This window comes from Kitasatospora sp. NPDC056184, from assembly GCF_042268405.1.
Lineage (GTDB): Bacteria > Actinomycetota > Actinomycetes > Streptomycetales > Streptomycetaceae > Kitasatospora.
Map to the genome: position 1 here is coordinate 118276 of NZ_JBHJUI010000002.1, position 15484 is coordinate 133759.

Below are 15484 nucleotides of genomic sequence, written 5' to 3' on the forward strand. Positions count from 1 at the left end.
CCGGCGGTGTCCAAGACCTGTCTCGCAGCGCCGATACCTCACGGGTATCGTCGCAGCGTGGAGCTACGGACCCTGCGCTACTTCGTGGCCGTCGCCGAGGAACTCCACTTCGGCCGGGCCGCCACCCGACTGCACATGAGCCAGCCGCCGCTGAGCCGGGCGATCAAACAGCTGGAGGCCGACCTCGGCGTCCTGCTCCTCGTCCGCTCGCCCACCGGCGTCACGCTCACCCCGGCGGGCACCGTGCTGCTCGACGAGGCGCGGGCCCTCCTCGACCACGCCGACCGCGTCCGCCTCCGCGTGAACGCGGCGGCCGGCGCCGCGACCCTCACCGTCGGCATCCTCGGCGACGGCACCGACCCGGGAACGGCCAGACTGGCCGCCGCCTACCGCCGGCACCACCCCGGCGTCGACATCCGCATCCGCGAGACCGACCTCACCGACCCGACCTGCGGGCTGCGCGCTGGCCTGGTCGACGTCGCCCTGACCCGCGCACCGTTCGACGAGACCGCCCTGACGGTCCGTACCCTGCGGACCGACCCGGTCGGCGTGGTCCTGCGCGCCGACGACCCGCTGGCCCGCCGCGACCGGCTGCGACTGGCCGAGCTGGGCGACCGCCCCTGGTTCCAGTTCCCCCGGGGCACCGACCCCCTCTGGCAGTCGTACTGGAACGGCGGCACCCCGCGCGAGGGCCCCGTCGTGCGCGCCGTCCAGGAATGCCAACAGGCCGTCCGGTGGAACGCCACGGTCGGCCTGGCCCCGCTCGGACACGACCTGCCCGCGGACCTCGCCGCGGTACCGCTGGTCGACCTGCCGCCGAGCCGCGTGGTGGCGGCCTGGAACGAAGGCGACACCAACCCGCTGATCCGCTCCTTCATCGACATCGCGACAACCGCGTACCGCCACTGACCGGCCTCAGCGCGTCCGCGGCACCGGCAGAACGGGGACGCGGGGCGCGGCCCACAGGGGAATCACCTCGACTGTGGCGGCAGAGCTGCGGGCACCACCCTCGGAGGCGGGCCCGGGGGCCGTGGCCCGGTGGCTGGTGCGAGCACGGGCGGCCATGGTGTTCACGGAGGTCATGAACGGCAACCTATCGGCCGGGTCTGACAGTCCACCCCTCGCTCCGGCCGAGACGCGCCTTCTCGGCGCAGGCTACGGACGCCATTCCTCCCGGTAGCCGGGGTGCTCGTCGTAGGCCTGCGCGAGGACACGAAGAGCGTAGGAGAGGCCGGCCGACCGGCGATCCGCAGGGTCCATCGCCATCTGCCGGCGTGCCAGCATGTCGATCAGGTCGAGCATGGGCAGATGGCTGTCGAGCAGCGCCTCTCCGCCGAAGACCTGGGCTATGTACGCGTAGGCGTGCTGGTCCTGCTCGATACGAGTTCGAAGGAACCCCGGTAGATCGTCCATGTGCCCATCTTCGCCTGCCGAACCGGAGGGAGGACGACGGTGACATCGGCGATGACAGCCCCACCACCGATGTCGGTCCACTCGGGCATGATCGGCTTCGACGGACTCGGTGATGGGGACGGAGCGACGTGGACGAGTGGCGAACCGATTCGACCTTCGCGATGTGCCGGGCGCTGACGGACGGGGCGGACCTGGCCTCGTTCGCGGGCGGGCCGTTTGATGTGCGGGCTGTGGTGGAAGCCATCCGGCCGGAGGCCAAGGACGGCTTCCTGCTCGACGAAGTCCCCTGGGAGCACTTCCCGCGGGGAGGCCACGTCAGGGAGGCCGTTCACCTGCTTCAGAGCGGCGACTCGTCCGTTTGCACAGGCACGGGCGTTGTGAGCGGCATGTGCGCCAACGACATGCGGGCCGCCGCGGTGCTCGCCGTACCGTTTCTGATCCGGATCGCCGCGGATTCCCGACACCCTCACCGTGCCGACGCACTTGCCGAAGCCTCCGCCCCGGCCCGCGCCCGCTACCTCGGCGTCGCCTCCCGCGACACCCTGTTGCTCCATCGCGCCGACACCCGACGTGACGACCTCTACGACGACTACGGCATCGAGGTGACCGGCTACCCGGCGGGCTGGTCGATCACCGCAGCCCGGGCCGCGATCACCGCCGACACCGCCCTCCTGGAGCCCCTCCTCGACGACCCCGCCCCTGTGGTCCGGATCCGCACCGCCTACGCCCTGGCGACCGTCAGCGACCCCGGCCACAGGGTCCGTGTGGCCTTCCACACCCGGTTCGCCGCCGAGCAGGACCCGGTCGTCCGCGCCGCCCTGGTGCTCGCCACCGCCGAAGCCACCCGCTCCCACCCCCACCCGCCGACCATGGCTTGGATGCGGGAGCAGTGGCGGGACGGCACGCAGGTGCCCGAGACCCGGCTGGCCGCCGCGATCGGCTGGCTCTGCCTCACCGACGAACCCGCCCCCGACAACCTGCGTGCCGTCGTCGATGACCTCACCACCGAGGAACGCGCCCAAGCGATGGACGCCTTGCCCTGGATGGCCGCCGTCCGCGGATCTGACGAGACCGGACTGCGGCGCTGCGTCAGAGAGATGCTCCACCCTGACCGGCCCGGTCCGGTGGAGTGCGACGATCCTTGGCGGACGGCTCCCCGATGACCGCCACCGAACGCATCTCGAAAGAGCCCGACCAGCGCAGGAACCCGGGCCGACCAGCGAACGACGAAGACCGATGACGTCGAGCAGGTCGGGATCCGAGGAACGGGGAATTCGCGTGGCGGCATCCTCTCGCCGACCGCCGCTCCGCGGATAGGGGGGGCGATCACCGGTTCCGCGGCGGGCGGTGCTCAGCCGTCGAGGTCGGGCCAGCCGTCCCTGTTCGAGCAGGACTCGTAGTCGTAGCGGGTCAGGCGGTCCCACTCCCTCCCGGTCGCCTGCTCGAACGCCTCCTCGTGCACGTAGAGCAACTGCTCGCACTGGCGCGCCGTGAACGGTGTGAACCGCTCGGGACCGTCGAACACGCCCTCGTAGGCATCGCGGCCCGCGGCCACCACCGCGGCGCGCGTGTAGAGGAAGTGGTCGTCCGACTGCGGGAACGGTGAGCCGTCGGGCAGCACCTTCCCGAAGATCGGCAGGGTTCCGAACTGCTCCTGGTCCAAGCGGTAGAGCGCCTCGGCGAGCCGCTCGCCGAAGCCGATGATCTGGTCGGCAGGCTCGCCGGAGAGAAGCTCGGTCAGACGTGAGCAGCCCTCTTCGACGCCCTGGCAGGTCTCGGTACCAGCCGTGCCACCGAGAAGCTCGATGAGCTGCCAGAACCGTTCCCAGGTCATCACCGGCAGGCCGGGGTCCACGTCACCGCTCAGCGGCGCGCTCGGAGCCTGCACGACGGAATCACCGTCGCCCTCCTCGTCGTCGAACGGTTCGTCGCTCCACCGGAACCAGGAATGTCCGTCCTGGATGTGGAGCAGGAACTCGGCGACGGGACCCGAGGGCGAGACCAGGGACAGGGTCTTCGTGATCTCGTCGTAGACGTCGTCGAACCCTTCCCAGTCCTCGGCGTCGGCCAGTGCCGCCGACCGGGCGAACAGTGGCTCGACCGCGGCGAAGGCGGGCCCCGCGACGAAGCGTCCGCGAAGCCAGGGAAAGTCGGTCTCCTCGACCACGATCTCGCCCACCAGATCGTCCCGGCGCACCAGACGCCAGACCTGTCCAACCAAACCCATCGCACTCAGCCCTTGCCACCCGTCGCGGTTCTCTTCCGCTGGCAGCATGGCAGCCACCTCTGACATCGGGGCTGGAGTCGACGCTGCTCAGGGGGCGTCGACTCCGAGTGAGTGAGCCGCTGAGCCCCGCCGGCGAGGGAACGTGTCGGCGTAGGGATCCGGTTCGTCGGTGGCCGGGTCGAGTCCGGCCTTCCAAGGGAGTTGCCCCACCCGCCAGTGGACGAAGGTCGGTGGCGAGCAGGTCCAGAGTTCACCACCGATGCTGATCGGCCAACGCGACCACCCGTCGTGGTCCCTCTGGATCAGCCGACGGAGGAAGTCGCATCACAGGTCCTGAGCGAACCGGAAACAGGCGCCGCGGATCTCGCCGCTTTGCTGCTCCCGGCGGCGCCGACGCCGTTCGTATGCTTGTCCACGGGCTGGTGGCGGTGCATCGGACCTCGGACGGGGTGGCGTACGGCGGAAAGGAGCGCGGACATGCGGACGTGGAGGAGGCCCACGGCCTTGTCGCTCACCTACTTCGTGCTGGGCGGTGCGTGCCTGCTGGTCGCCGTGGTGATCGCGATCGGTGTGGTGACGAAGTGGGCCCGCGCGGAGGTGGAGTCCCTGATCCCGGTCGTGATCCTCGGCGTCCCGGGTGCGGTGCTGACGTTCCGCGCGCCGGTGTTCGGCGTCTCCTACGGGCCGACCGGGCTGAGGTACTCCGGGCTGCTCGGGGCGCGCTCGTACGCGTGGGCGGACGTCCGGGAGGTGCGGGTCGCCGTTCTGAAGGGCAGGGTCTACTCCTCCGACGTCCCGGAGCTGGTGCTGGCCTCGGGCGGGACGGACCAGCTGCACATGCTGGCGGGCCACAGCTCGGGCAGGACCAACAGGCGGGTCAAGCGGCTGGTGGCCGAGTTGGAGGCGGCGCGCGCGGCCGCCTCCTGACGCCCGCCGTCCCGACGGGTTCCCGCGGCCGAGCGCGCGGACCGGCGACGGTGCACGGCCTGTGTGGGGCAGTCCGTGCACCGCCACTCCCCGTTGCCCCGGGAGTCAGCTGTCGCCGGCGGCCGGTCGGGGGCGTGCGTCTCTCAGCAGGTCGGGACGCCGACGCTCGGACCGCCGACGCCCTGCTCGATGTAGCCGGACACACCGGTCGTGGTGTCGGTGATGCGCCACCAGTACGTCTCCAGTGGGCCGCGAGTGCCGCAGTACACGGTGACCTTGTGCTTGACGTACCCGAGGCCGTTGATCTTCGCGGTGAGGTCGGGCCTGTTCCGGATGTTGACACCGTCCACGTAGAACCGGCCGGACACCGCCGTGATCCCGGCAGGCGCGGCCGAGACGGTGTCCGGGGCCGCCGGAGCGGCCTCCGCCGACGCGGTGCCGCCGAGGGCGAGACCGAGCAGCATCGCGGCGCCGAGGGCACCGGCGGTCTTCTTCAGCATGTGATCTCCAGGGGATTGCGGGTGCGGGTGCGGGTGCGGGGAGCGTGCGACGGATCCGGCGGTTCGGGGTGCCGGGACGAGATGTCAGGCCTTCGCCGTCCCCGTCAGCAGTAGCCGTTGTTGGGCAGCGGGTTCGAGACCTTGTCGACCCGCACGTAGGGGCCGTAGATCCATCCGATGGTGGTGGCGTACCAGAGGTTCCCCGAGCTGTTCACGTACTTGCAGTAGATCTCGACCCCGCTGTTCAGCGGCCGGTGGCCGATGACCTTGCAGCTCGCGGCGGGGCCGTTGTGGACGGCGGCCTGGTCCTTGACGATGGTCCCCTCCGCGGTGACCAGGTCGATGCCCGTCCACGGGCAGAGCGCCGCCAGGGACTGCGGGGGCCCGGCCGGCGGCACCGGCTGCGCCGCCTGGGCGGGGGCGGTGGCGAGTCCGAGGGCCAGGACGGCGCCGACGGCGCCGGTGGCCGCGATCTTCCTCAAAGAACGCACGGTGTACCTCTCGGTAGGCTTCCGTCGTCCGGCCGGACGGCCGGGCGGATGGGTATCTCGAACGGCGCGGATCGTCAGGTCAGGATGGTGCCGCGCTCCTGACGGCAGAGCTGGTCGATGCCGTCGGCACCGTCGCGCAGGCACACCCGCAGGGTGTAGCCGGTCCCGATCGGCAGACTGAGCTGGATGCCCGAGCCGCAGCTGCCGTTGGAGCCGTTGGCGTCCTGGACCCACTGGTAGGAGTGGCCGTCGGGCCACAGGTGCGCGACGACCCTCAGGCCGTCCGCACTGCCGAGGTCGCAGGCGTAGAAGTACCGGGTGGCGCTGATCTCCGCGATCCCGTAGCCGCCCTTGGACGAGGTGCCCGTGTACACGGCCCCGGCGGCACTGGCGGACGGCGCCAGCGCCACGGTCAGCCCACCCGCCAGCACGGCGGCGGCCACCGATACGGACACACGTCGACCGATGGTCATATGACGTCTCCAGGGAAAGAGTTGCGACGACCTCTCCTCGGGCCCGACCGGTCGTCCAGGGCGGTTCACCGGGCCGCCGTCGAGGTTTCCCGCCTCCCGGCACGGACGACAAGACCCGGGGGCTGTCCCGGACACCCCGCCGGTGTCCGGGCAGGTCACCCGCCGTGTCCGGGACATGTGAGGTCCGCGCGGCAGGGGCGGATGTGGCTGGTTCGCCGGGTCCGGGGAAGGACCGGGGACGAGAACGGTTCGGCACATCACCCGTACGAGGGCTGCGGCGTGGTGTGCCGTCGAGGCCACGGGACAGCTCAGGCCGAGCAGGCGGTTCCCGGCCGCCGCGCGCCCCGCCCGTGCGGTCGCCCTCCGGAACGGCACTGTCAGTGGCGCCCGGCATGATGCCCGCATGACCGACGACACCGCTGCCGCCCTTGCCTCCCCGGCCGACTACGCCGACGCCGTCGACAGGGCGGTGCGGGCCGCTGCCGCCTACTACGGCGACGGGTCGACCCCGTTGGGGGACGACGAGTACGACGCCCTGCTGCGGGCCGTCACCGCCTACGAGGACGCCCACCCCGACGAGGTGCTGGGCGACTCCCCGTCCGGCAAGGTCGCCGGCGGCGCGGTCACGGGCGACGTCCCGCACAGCGTCCCGATGCTCTCGCTGGACAACGTCTTCTCCGCCGAGGAACTCGCGAAGTGGGTCACCGGGCTGGAGCGGAACCTCGGCCGCGAGGTGACCGCCTGGTGCGTGGAGCCCAAGCTCGACGGCATGGCGGTGGCCGCCCGCTACCGCGCCGGACGCCTCCACCAGCTCCTCACCCGCGGTGACGGCCTGGCCGGCGAGGACATCAGCCACGCCGCCGACGCCGTCCTGGGCCTTCCCGCCGCGCTCGCCGAACCCGTCGACGTCGAACTGCGCGGCGAGGTCCTGCTCACCCACGACCAGTTCGAACACGCCAACCGCCTGCGCGCCGAGCACGGCGCCACACCGTTCGCCCACCCCCGCAGCGGTACGGCGGGCACCCTGCGCGCCAAGGACCGCCCCTACCGCATCGAGCTGACCTTCTACGCCTACGGCGCCGTCGGCCTCGACGACGACCTCGGCCACAGCGCCCTGCTGGAACGGCTCGCCGCCCTCGGGGCGAACACCGCCGCCACCACCCCCGCCCACCCGCAGCGCTGCGCCACCCCGGAGGACGTGCAGCGGCGGGTCGAGGAGATCGCCGCGCTGCGCGCCGCCCTGCCGTTCGGCATCGACGGCGTGGTCGTCAAGGCCGACTCCGCCGCCGACCAGCGGGACGCCGGCTCCGGGTCGCGCGCCCCGCGCTGGGCGGTGGCCCGCAAGCTGGCCGCCGAGCACAAGGTCACCCGGTTGCTCGACGTCGAGTGGAACGTCGGCCGCACCGGCATCATCGCCCCGCGCGCCGTCCTCGAACCCGTCGACATCGACGGCGTCACCGTCACCTACGCCACCCTCCACAACCCCGCCGACATCACCCGGCGCGACCTGCGGATCGGCGACCAGGTCTTCGTCTACCGGGCCGGCGACGTCATCCCGCGGGTCGAGGCGCCGCTCGCCGACCAGCGCACCGGCGAGGAGCGGCCGATCGCCTTCCCCGAGGCCTGCCCCCGCTGCGGCGACGCCATCGACACCGGGGAGCAGCGCTGGCGTTGCACCCGCGGACGCGACTGCCAGGCCGTCGCCTCCGTCATCTACGCGGCCGGCCGCGACCAGCTCGACATCGAAGGCCTGGGCCGCACCCGCGCCGTCCAACTCGTCGAAGCGGGCCTGGTCGCCGACATCGCCGACCTGTTCACCCTCACCCGTGACCAGCTCCTCGCCCTGGAGCGGATGGGCGACACCAGTACCGACAACCTGCTCGCCGCGATCGAGACCGCCCGCAGCCGCCCCCTGGGCCGGGTGTTCTGCGCGCTCGGCGTGCGCGGCACCGGGCGCACGATGTCCCGCCGCATCGCCGCGCACTTCGGGTCCATGGCCGCCGTGCGCGCCGCCGACGCCGAGACGCTGGCCGCCGTGGACGGCATCGGCGCGGAGAAGGCCCGCGTCATCGTCGCCGAACTCGCCGACCTCGCGCCCCTCCTCGACAAGCTCGCCGCCCAGGACGTCGGCACCGCCGTCACCGAGCCCCAGGCGCCGGCCGCCGGGGCGGACGCTGCTGCCGGCGAGAACGCGGACGGCGAGAAGGCGGACGGCGACGCCGACGGCGCGGCGCAGCCGGTCGGGGCCGGTCCGCTCTCGGGCGAGGCCGTCGTCGTCACCGGCAGCATGACCGGTCCGCTCGCCGCCCTCTCCCGCAACGAGATGAACGAGCTCGTCGAACGCGCCGGCGGCAAGGCCTCGTCCTCGGTGTCCGGCCGCACCACCCTGCTCGTCGCGGGGGAGAAGGCCGGCTCGAAGCGGGCGAAGGCCGAGTCGCTCGGCATCCCGATCCTCACCCCGGACCAGTTCGCCGACCGCGTCTCCGCCTACCTGCCGTAGCGCCCCGGCGCCGTCGGCCGCCTGCGGGTCGGCCCTACCGAGCTCGGCGCGGGCAGCCCGCTCCGAACCTCCGTCGGACCCGGCCGCCCGGGCCGGCGAGCAGGCCGCGGCGGCAGGCGGAGGTCTCCAGACGGCTCGGCGCGACTGGCCTGGAGAGCGCCGTGCCGGCCGAGTGGGGACATCAACCCGACGAGGGTCAGAGCCACTCACGACGAGGTCGGCCCCTGCCCTGGCCACACGTCCCCTGACCCATGACGGCATCATTGCGGACACGCAGTCTGCTGAGGGGAGCGCGTTCCATGAGGTTCATCGTCCATGAGGGTCCGGTCGGGCGCTCTGCGAGCAACTACATCGCACGGGTCGACCTGGCGCCCTTCGGCATGGAAGGCCAGATCGAACAGCTCTGGCTCAAGCCGGCGAACGACGACGGAAGCTATGACGTCGCGTGCATTCCGTTCTTCACCTACGGCCTCGCCCTGGGTGACACCGTCCTGCTGGCCGACGACGACTGCGTCAGTGAGGTGCTCAGGACCGGTGGGCATCGAAACCTCCGGCTGCTGTTCATCCCGGACCTGCCGACCGCCGATCTTCAACAGGCAGCTGACAGGGTCAAGGCCGAAATTCTCGCGTCGGGGCTCTTGAGTGAATGGAGTGGTGAGCGCTTCGTCGCAGTCGACATACCCAAGGGGATCGAGGCTGCCGGACTGATCGCGGTGATGGAAGACCTGGAGAACAAGGGCCAGGCATTCTGGGAATGGTCGGCCAGCCAGCCCTTCTCGGCCCGCTCCTGACGAGTCTCGGCCCCGACCGCCACGCTCAAGTGCGCGAAGCGGTCCTCCTCGGCAGTCGAACGAAGTACGGGCGGGACCCCGGGCGACGGCGCCCGGGGTCCCTCTCTGCGGGGCGGCGGGCACAGGATGTTCTTTGCCCGTCCTGTGCCCTGGGGCTGGGTCAGTGGGCTACCATCCGTTGCCGATTTCTGTGGCGGCGGTGACTTGGCCGGTGCCGCCGGTTCCGGGGTAGATGTAGAGGTTGCCGTTGCCGTTGTTGCGGGTGATGATGTCGGGTTTTCCGTCGCCGGTGTAGTCGGCGACGCCTGCGAAGGTGAAGTTCTGCCAGCCGTTGCCGATTTCTGTGGCGGGGTTGAGTTGGCCGGTGCCGCCGGTTCCGGGGTAGATGTAGAGGTTGCCGTTGCCGTTGTTGCGGGTGATGACGTCGGGTTTTCCGTCGCCGGTGTAGTCCGCGACACCCGCGAACGTGAAGTCCTGCCAGCCGTAACCGATCTCGACCCCGCCGGCGAGGTAGCCCGTCCCACCGGTTCCGGGGTAGACGTAGAGGTTGCCGTTGCCGTTGTTGCGGGTGATGATGTCGGGTTTTCCGTCGCCGGTGTAGTCGGCGACGCCCGCGAAGGTGAAGTTCTGCCAGCCGATTCCGATCTCGACGCGTGCCCGGCTGCTGTATCCGTCCCCGGCCCCGGGGAAGAGGTAGAGGCTGCCGCTTGCGTCGTCCCGAGCGATGGTGTCGTAGTAGCCGTCGCCGTCGTAGTCGGCGGTTCCCGCGAAGGTCCACCCAGTGCCGGGAACGTAGGCCGGTGCCGGGGTGAGAACGTTGCCGCGGACGTAGGCGCCCAGGGAGTTGCCCGCCGCTACTCCGGCGTCGGCGTCCCAGCGGTAGTGCACGCCGAGGTAGATACGGCTCAGGGCGTTCTCCCGGGCCGCGGCGGTGAAGGTGGTGAAGGTGCGGGTGGCCCCCACCGCTTGGGGGTCGTCGGTGGTGGCGGTGAAGGTGACCTGGTCACCGAAGATGCCGCGCATCACCCCGGCCCAGGCCGCGCCGAAGGTGGCGTGTCCGGAGACGTAGGCGGGGAAGGGCGGGCTGAAGTGCTGGCCCGCCCGGTTGACGGACAGGGGCTGCCAGGCCGGGTCCGGGGTGATGGCCGGGCTGGTGCCCGGGTCCGCGAGCCGGATCGCGCTCTGCGGGCGCCACAGGTCGATGCTGCCCGCGTACTTGGCGTCCCAGGCGACGATCGAGGCGTCGGCCAGGGCCACCGCGACCAGAGCGAACAGCCTGGCGTTCTCCGTCTGGGTCAGCCCCTTCTGCTGGGCGACCGTCTGGGTGATGTCGAACAGTTGGCCGGGCGGCTTGTAGGTGCCGTCGACGTCGTTGGCCCAGAAGAACGCCTGTTTGGTCTGATCGGCGGTGCGGGTGGTGGACGTGGCCGAGCCCAGGGACTTGACCTCGTTGACCTGCGCGGCGTAGGCGGGGTCGGCCAGCAGTGCCGCGTAGGAGGTGGCCTGCGCGGGAGGCTGGGGGCGGAACTGTGCGCCGGAGGTCATGGCGAACGGAGCGAGCAGGCCCCAGTGGGGATTGGTCGGGGCCGACTGCCCCGGGTCTGTGGGCCGCCAGGCGCCGGGCACGTTGTCCAGGGTGTACGACGCGTCCCAGGCGGGTGTGGTGCCGGGCCGGCTCTCGACCGCGACCCGGGCCACCTCGCTCCCGACGGCGGCTCCCTGGTTGCGGGCCGCCTCGGTGACGGAGGCCGGGATGGTGGCCCGTGCCGTGGCGAGGGCCTGGCTGAAGTCGGCGGCGAAGTCGTGGCCGGGGTTGAAGCCGGGGAAGAGTCCGACGAGGGTGTCGTGCGCGGCCTGGTCGATCGCGGCCTCGACCGAGGCGGTACGGGGAGCCGGCACCACGGTCAGATACGGACGGAACCGGCGATCGGCGGCGGCTGTGACGGAGTCCACCGCGTCCCAGATCGCCGTGTGCATCACGGCTCCCGCGTGCGCCAAAGGTCCGGGACCGGTATTGCGGGTCTGCCGGTAGGCATCGAGCAGGACCTTGTTCCAGAAGACGACATGGTCGGTGGGACCGGACACGGCCACCGCCTCTCCCGGCGGCACCAATACGGCGGACCCCGCGACGGTCAGCACCGCGACTGCCAGCATGCTGATCCGGTGGCGTATTCGAACAGTTCTCATTTTCCCCCCCTGGCCTGGAGATGTCGGTCGCGCTGGAGCATGCGCCAGGGTTCTGCCGGGAATGCTCGCCGGCCGAACCCGAATTCTGTGGCGCCCGCCTGATGGGGCGTCACCACATGCCCGGACGCATGATTCGAACGCGTGCATGACAGGCAGGCTAACGGGGTCGGCGGCCCGGGCGGAAGCATCCCGATCGACGTCCTCGGAGGGCATCTGATCGACCTTTGGGCAGCGGCGCCCCTATTGCCCGGTTCGATTCGCCGGGTTGGGGTGGATTATCCGGTGAGTGTGCGACTCATTGCGTGTGCAGGAATTCGGCCAGGAGGGCCCGCAACCGCTCGTCCTCGCCGATGAGCTCGTCCGCGAGGCCCGGGCCGGTGATCCTGCGGTCGGTCTCGGCGAGGTCGGCGACCCGTCCGCGCTGGGCGCCGTCCAGCGCGGCGGGGCCGAGCACGTGGAGGGCCTCGCAGCCTCCGGCGGTGTCGGCGCCCGTCTCGACGGCGTGGAGTACGGCCTCGGCGAGCCGGTCGGGATCGACGGTGTCGGGGTGCTCGATGTCGACGAGGGCGAGGGCGGCGGCAGCGGCCTTCTCCGGGTCGTCGAGCAGCCGCTCCAGCCGGGGGACCAGCGGGTGGCCCGCCGTTCCGAGGGCGGCGGCGGCGCGCAGCGCGCGGACGACGGTCCAGCGGTGCCACGGGTTCTTGTCCGCGGTGTGGTCGAGGACGGCGGCGAGGATGTCGACGGCTTCTTCGGCGTCGCCGTCGATCTGCCACAGCGCGCGTGCCGTCGCGATGGCGTTGTCCAACTGGGGGACGGTCGGCGGGCCGTCCGCGAGGGCCGCCGCCGGGAGTGCCGCGAGGGCCGGGAGGGTCGGGAGGAGGTCGGCGGCGGCCGGGCCGAGGTCGGCGGCCGCGTTCAGCGCCTCGGCGGTCTCCCGTGAGAGGGCTGCCTCCGGCGAGCCGAGCTGTTCGGTGATCGTGTGCAGGAGCAAGTCCGGGTCGCCGGTGACGTCGTAGTGGGCGCGGGCCACGGCGATCGGTCCGGTGGCGGCCTTCAGGACGGCTCCGGCGTGCTCGCGTTCGGCCGGTGGGGCGGCGATGGCGACGGCGGCGACGGCGGATGCCGCGTAGGGGAAGCGGGGGAGCAGCGCGGACAACTCGGGCAGGGCGGCGATGGCGGGCGGGCCCCACCGGCGCAGCAGGTTGACCAGGGCGGACGTCTCGTTGTGGTCGAGTCCGTCGGTGGCCAGGCGGGAGCGGACCGCGGCGAGCAGGTCCGGGTCGAAGGGCACGGCCGGGACGCGGAGGCCCGCGGTGGCGAGGCTGCGGGGGCGGCGGTCGAGGTGCCGGGCGAGCAGCGGGGCGGCCTGCCGGGGGTCGACGCGCAGCAGCGCGGCGAGCGCCCGGTCGGCCGACTCGTCGTCCGGCCCCGCGGCGAGCCGGGCGAGGGCGGGGGCGGCGTCGGCGGCGAGGGGGCCGAGCAGGCCGAGCAGGTTCTGCGCGTCACGGTGGGGGAGGAGCGCGGCGACGGCCGGCAGCAGCCGCGCCGGGGCGCTGCGGGAGAGGCGGCAGGCGTGGTCGGCCGCCCACAGGGCCTCGTCCTGGACGCTGGCCCGTGGATCGCGCAGCGCGGCTTCCAGCAGGGCGAGGGCCGCGTCGCGATCGTCCTCGGAGTAGTCGGAGTAGTCGGTGTCGCGCTGCAGCAGGGCGTCGACGATCGCGTGGAGGGGCTCGCGGCGGTCGAAGGTGTAGCGGTCGACGGTGAGGCCCCTGGCGGGGAGCAGGCTGAGCGCGGCGCTGTGGTGGGCGGCGGTCCAGTGCTCGCGGTTGTCCAGGTGGACGAGGACGGCTGCCAGCCGCACCGGGACGGGGGTGTCGTCGCCGAGCAGCGCGTCGGCCTCGGCGGCGGCCGTCGAGAGGTCCGACCGGCCGAGCGCGACGAGGAGTTCGGCGCGTACGTCCGGGTCGGTCTCGGTCGTCCAGCGGTCCCGGAGGGCTGTGGTCACGGCCCCGCCCCGGCGGGTGTGGCCGACGGCCCAGGCGGCGGTCAGCCGGACGGCGGCGTCGGGGTCGGCCAGCAGCGGCAGGAGGAGCGGGAGCTGCTCGCCGACCGCGGCCCGGACGCCGCCCCTCCCGACCCCGTACTCGTCCTCGCTTCCGGCCAGCCCGCCGAGCAGGCGCAGAACGTCCGCCGGACGGATCCCGGCCGCGGCGATCCGGGCCAGGTAGGGTGCCGCGTCCGCGCCGGCCGGGTACACGGTGCCCTGGTGCAGGACGCACGAGTACAGCTCGGACAGCGCTTCCTCGGCCGCCTCGCCGTCGTCGCCCGCGAGCGCGCGCAGCAGGGTGGGAAGCTCCTCGGCGGGGCCGTAGGCGTCGGAGACGCTCGCCCAGGGGTGGTCGTCGAGCCCGGCGAGGGCGGTGGAGAGGTCCATGGGCGCGATCCTCGCAGTCGGGACCGACACCGCGGGGAGGGCCGACGTCCGGCTCGGGAGGGGGGTCGGTGGCGCCGGGCCGTACTCCACCGGAAGCCCCGGTCCCGGTCCCACCCGGCGTGATCGGCGAGGCGCACCCGGCCCCCGAACAGATGAGTGACTTCCCCGCCACGACACGGACCTCCCCGGCCCGTTGCAGCTACCAGCCGGACTCGACCACCGTGCAGTCGTCCGGGGTGATGCGGTGGGTGCGGCCGGAGTAGCCGACGATCCGGCAGTGGCTCCGTACCGTCAGCTGTGGGCCGTCCTGTCCCCTCTCCAGGAGGATGCTGAAGCCTCCGTACATGCCGGGCACCGTGAACCCCAGGGCGGGGTCGGACAGTTCGGTCAGGACGCTGACCTGTGGAAGCACCAGGGGTGCCGTGACGCCGAACTCCTCGGTCCGGACCCGGATCAGGGCGTGCAGGAAGTGCTGCAGCGCCCGCAGGTCCGACTCCCGTGCCGGGTGCAGTGGTGCCGGCTCCAGCAGCGGCAGCAGAGCCTCGCGTCCGAGGCGGGTGGCGAGGTCGAGGGGACGCTCGCCGTCCGCGGAGAGCAGCGTGCGCCAGGCGCCGGCCGCCAACAGCCGCTCGACCACCTCGATCGGGGCGTTGTGCCAGGCGGCCTGGTGCAGGGGCGCCCAGCCGCTTCGGCCGCCCACGCGCCGGGCGTTGATCAGGTTCGGCGCCTCTTCCACGGCGGCCAGCACCCCGGTCCAGTCGCCCCGGTGCGCGGCATCGGACAGCCGGTCGCGAGCCACCTGGTGTTCCTCCTGGTAGAAGCCGCGAGCCCCTACGCCGTCCCACTCGGCCACGTTTCCCCCTTCGTTCCCCTGCCGCGCATCGTAGCCGCCGCGCAGTCGGCCGGGCCGGGTATGGGCTCGGCCCACGCGGCGCGGGCCTTCGACGCGTTCTACGGGCCCTCGATGCCGACGATCGTGCCGAACGGGTCACGCAGCTGGGCGATCCGTCGGCCCGGCTCGATCGTCAGCGGGCCGCGGTGGTGCTCGCAGCCGGCTGCCAGGAGCCGTTCCCGGACCTGGCCGACGTTGTCCACCGCCCAGTACACGACCGGGCTGCCGCCCCGGGGATTTCGTGCGTAGTCGGCGGGGTGGAAGCCGAGCTCGACCCCGGCGATCTCGACCCAGGCGTAGATCGCCCCGGTGTCACCGACGTCCACCTTCACGGGCGCATCCAGGAGTTCGCCCCACCACCGGGCCGAGGCTTCGGGATCCACGGCGAAGGTCATCACGGTCCGCACGCCGGTGAACATGGGGCAGCTCCAGAGGTTTTGACGACGCAACGGGGAGGGGGCCATTGGCGATGAACGCGCGTACTTCGGATCTCATCCCAGAATGATCAACCGGGCGTCCGGCTTCGACGAACCGTGATGCCGCAGCCCCGTCGAAAATCCCTTGCTCCCCGGCGAGCCCGCTTGGTGGGATGCAGGGGCTTCGACGATGGGGGACGGTCTCTTGGCGGTGTTCGGGTGTGCGGGCTGTG

General features: G+C 72.3%; 14 protein-coding genes and 1 pseudogene. 5 read left to right on the plus strand and 10 right to left on the minus strand.

The window, feature by feature from the left end; translation table 11 throughout:
• Nucleotides 1-57: 57 nt before the first annotated feature.
• The gene (locus ACFC0B_RS05610) at nucleotides 58-909 is read left to right on the plus strand and encodes a LysR family transcriptional regulator (protein ID WP_376082668.1); all 852 of its coding nucleotides are present in this window, start codon (nucleotides 58-60) and stop codon (nucleotides 907-909) included.
• Nucleotides 910-1155: 246 nt separating this feature from the next.
• On the opposite strand, the gene ACFC0B_RS05615 is transcribed toward ACFC0B_RS05610, so the two are convergent.
• On the minus strand, nucleotides 1156-1413 hold the full coding sequence (locus ACFC0B_RS05615; protein WP_376082671.1) for a DUF6221 family protein: 258 nt from the start codon (nucleotides 1411-1413) through the stop codon (nucleotides 1156-1158).
• 128 nt (nucleotides 1414-1541) lie between these two features.
• Here ACFC0B_RS05615 and ACFC0B_RS05620 point away from each other — a divergent pair, with 128 nt between their 5' ends.
• The gene (locus tag ACFC0B_RS05620) at nucleotides 1542-2576 is read left to right on the plus strand and encodes a hypothetical protein (protein WP_376082674.1); all 1035 of its coding nucleotides are present in this window, start codon (nucleotides 1542-1544) and stop codon (nucleotides 2574-2576) included.
• Nucleotides 2577-2764: 188 nt separating this feature from the next.
• On the opposite strand, the gene ACFC0B_RS05625 is transcribed toward ACFC0B_RS05620, so the two are convergent.
• A complete protein-coding gene (locus tag ACFC0B_RS05625) occupies nucleotides 2765-3247 on the minus strand; it encodes a DUF4240 domain-containing protein (RefSeq protein WP_376083586.1) in 483 nt (160 codons plus the stop codon).
• Nucleotides 3248-3322: 75 nt separating this feature from the next.
• Nucleotides 3323-3640 (minus strand): annotated as a pseudogene (locus tag ACFC0B_RS05630) (hypothetical protein); the annotation flags it as partial.
• A 504-nt stretch (nucleotides 3641-4144) separates the two neighbouring features.
• On the opposite strand from ACFC0B_RS05630, the gene ACFC0B_RS05635 reads away from it, so the two are divergent.
• Nucleotides 4145-4567, plus strand: coding sequence for a hypothetical protein (locus ACFC0B_RS05635; protein ID WP_376082676.1), 423 nt, complete (start codon nucleotides 4145-4147; stop codon nucleotides 4565-4567).
• A gap of 143 nt (nucleotides 4568-4710) precedes the next feature.
• Here ACFC0B_RS05635 and ACFC0B_RS05640 read toward each other — a convergent pair whose 3' ends face one another.
• The 3 genes from ACFC0B_RS05640 to ACFC0B_RS05650 all read right to left on the minus strand — a co-directional run bounded on the left by ACFC0B_RS05640 (nucleotide 4711) and on the right by ACFC0B_RS05650 (nucleotide 6013).
• Nucleotides 4711-5067: a hypothetical protein gene (locus ACFC0B_RS05640; protein ID WP_376082679.1), complete on the minus strand. Its 357-nt coding sequence runs from the start codon at nucleotides 5065-5067 to the stop codon at nucleotides 4711-4713.
• A gap of 104 nt (nucleotides 5068-5171) precedes the next feature.
• Nucleotides 5172-5549 carry a hypothetical protein gene (locus tag ACFC0B_RS05645; protein WP_376082682.1) on the minus strand — a complete coding sequence of 126 codons (378 nt, stop codon included), beginning with the start codon at nucleotides 5547-5549 and terminating at the stop codon, nucleotides 5172-5174.
• Between the two features lie 83 nt (nucleotides 5550-5632).
• Nucleotides 5633-6013, minus strand: a complete 381-nt coding sequence (locus ACFC0B_RS05650; protein WP_376082685.1) for a hypothetical protein — start codon at nucleotides 6011-6013, stop codon at nucleotides 5633-5635.
• A 421-nt stretch (nucleotides 6014-6434) separates the two neighbouring features.
• Between ACFC0B_RS05650 and ligA the strand changes: the two genes are divergently transcribed.
• Complete coding sequence (ligA, locus tag ACFC0B_RS05655) at nucleotides 6435-8531, plus strand: NAD-dependent DNA ligase LigA (RefSeq protein ID WP_376082688.1); 2097 nt, start codon at nucleotides 6435-6437, stop codon at nucleotides 8529-8531.
• A gap of 299 nt (nucleotides 8532-8830) precedes the next feature.
• Nucleotides 8831-9322, plus strand: a complete 492-nt coding sequence (locus ACFC0B_RS05660) for a DUF4265 domain-containing protein (RefSeq protein WP_376082691.1) — start codon at nucleotides 8831-8833, stop codon at nucleotides 9320-9322.
• Nucleotides 9323-9490: 168 nt separating this feature from the next.
• Here ACFC0B_RS05660 and ACFC0B_RS05665 read toward each other — a convergent pair whose 3' ends face one another.
• From ACFC0B_RS05665 to ACFC0B_RS05680, 4 genes are all read right to left on the minus strand, one after another.
• Nucleotides 9491-11476, minus strand: a complete 1986-nt coding sequence (locus ACFC0B_RS05665) for an FG-GAP-like repeat-containing protein (protein WP_376082694.1) — start codon at nucleotides 11474-11476, stop codon at nucleotides 9491-9493.
• A gap of 328 nt (nucleotides 11477-11804) precedes the next feature.
• Nucleotides 11805-13943 (minus strand): HEAT repeat domain-containing protein, encoded by a 2139-nt coding sequence (locus ACFC0B_RS05670; protein ID WP_376082697.1) that lies wholly within the window; start codon nucleotides 13941-13943, stop codon nucleotides 11805-11807.
• Nucleotides 13944-14142: 199 nt separating this feature from the next.
• Complete coding sequence (locus ACFC0B_RS05675; RefSeq protein WP_376082700.1) at nucleotides 14143-14742, minus strand: ankyrin repeat domain-containing protein; 600 nt, start codon at nucleotides 14740-14742, stop codon at nucleotides 14143-14145.
• Nucleotides 14743-14894: 152 nt separating this feature from the next.
• The gene (locus tag ACFC0B_RS05680) at nucleotides 14895-15254 is read right to left on the minus strand and encodes a VOC family protein (RefSeq protein WP_376082702.1); all 360 of its coding nucleotides are present in this window, start codon (nucleotides 15252-15254) and stop codon (nucleotides 14895-14897) included.
• Nucleotides 15255-15484: the final 230 nt, after the last annotated feature.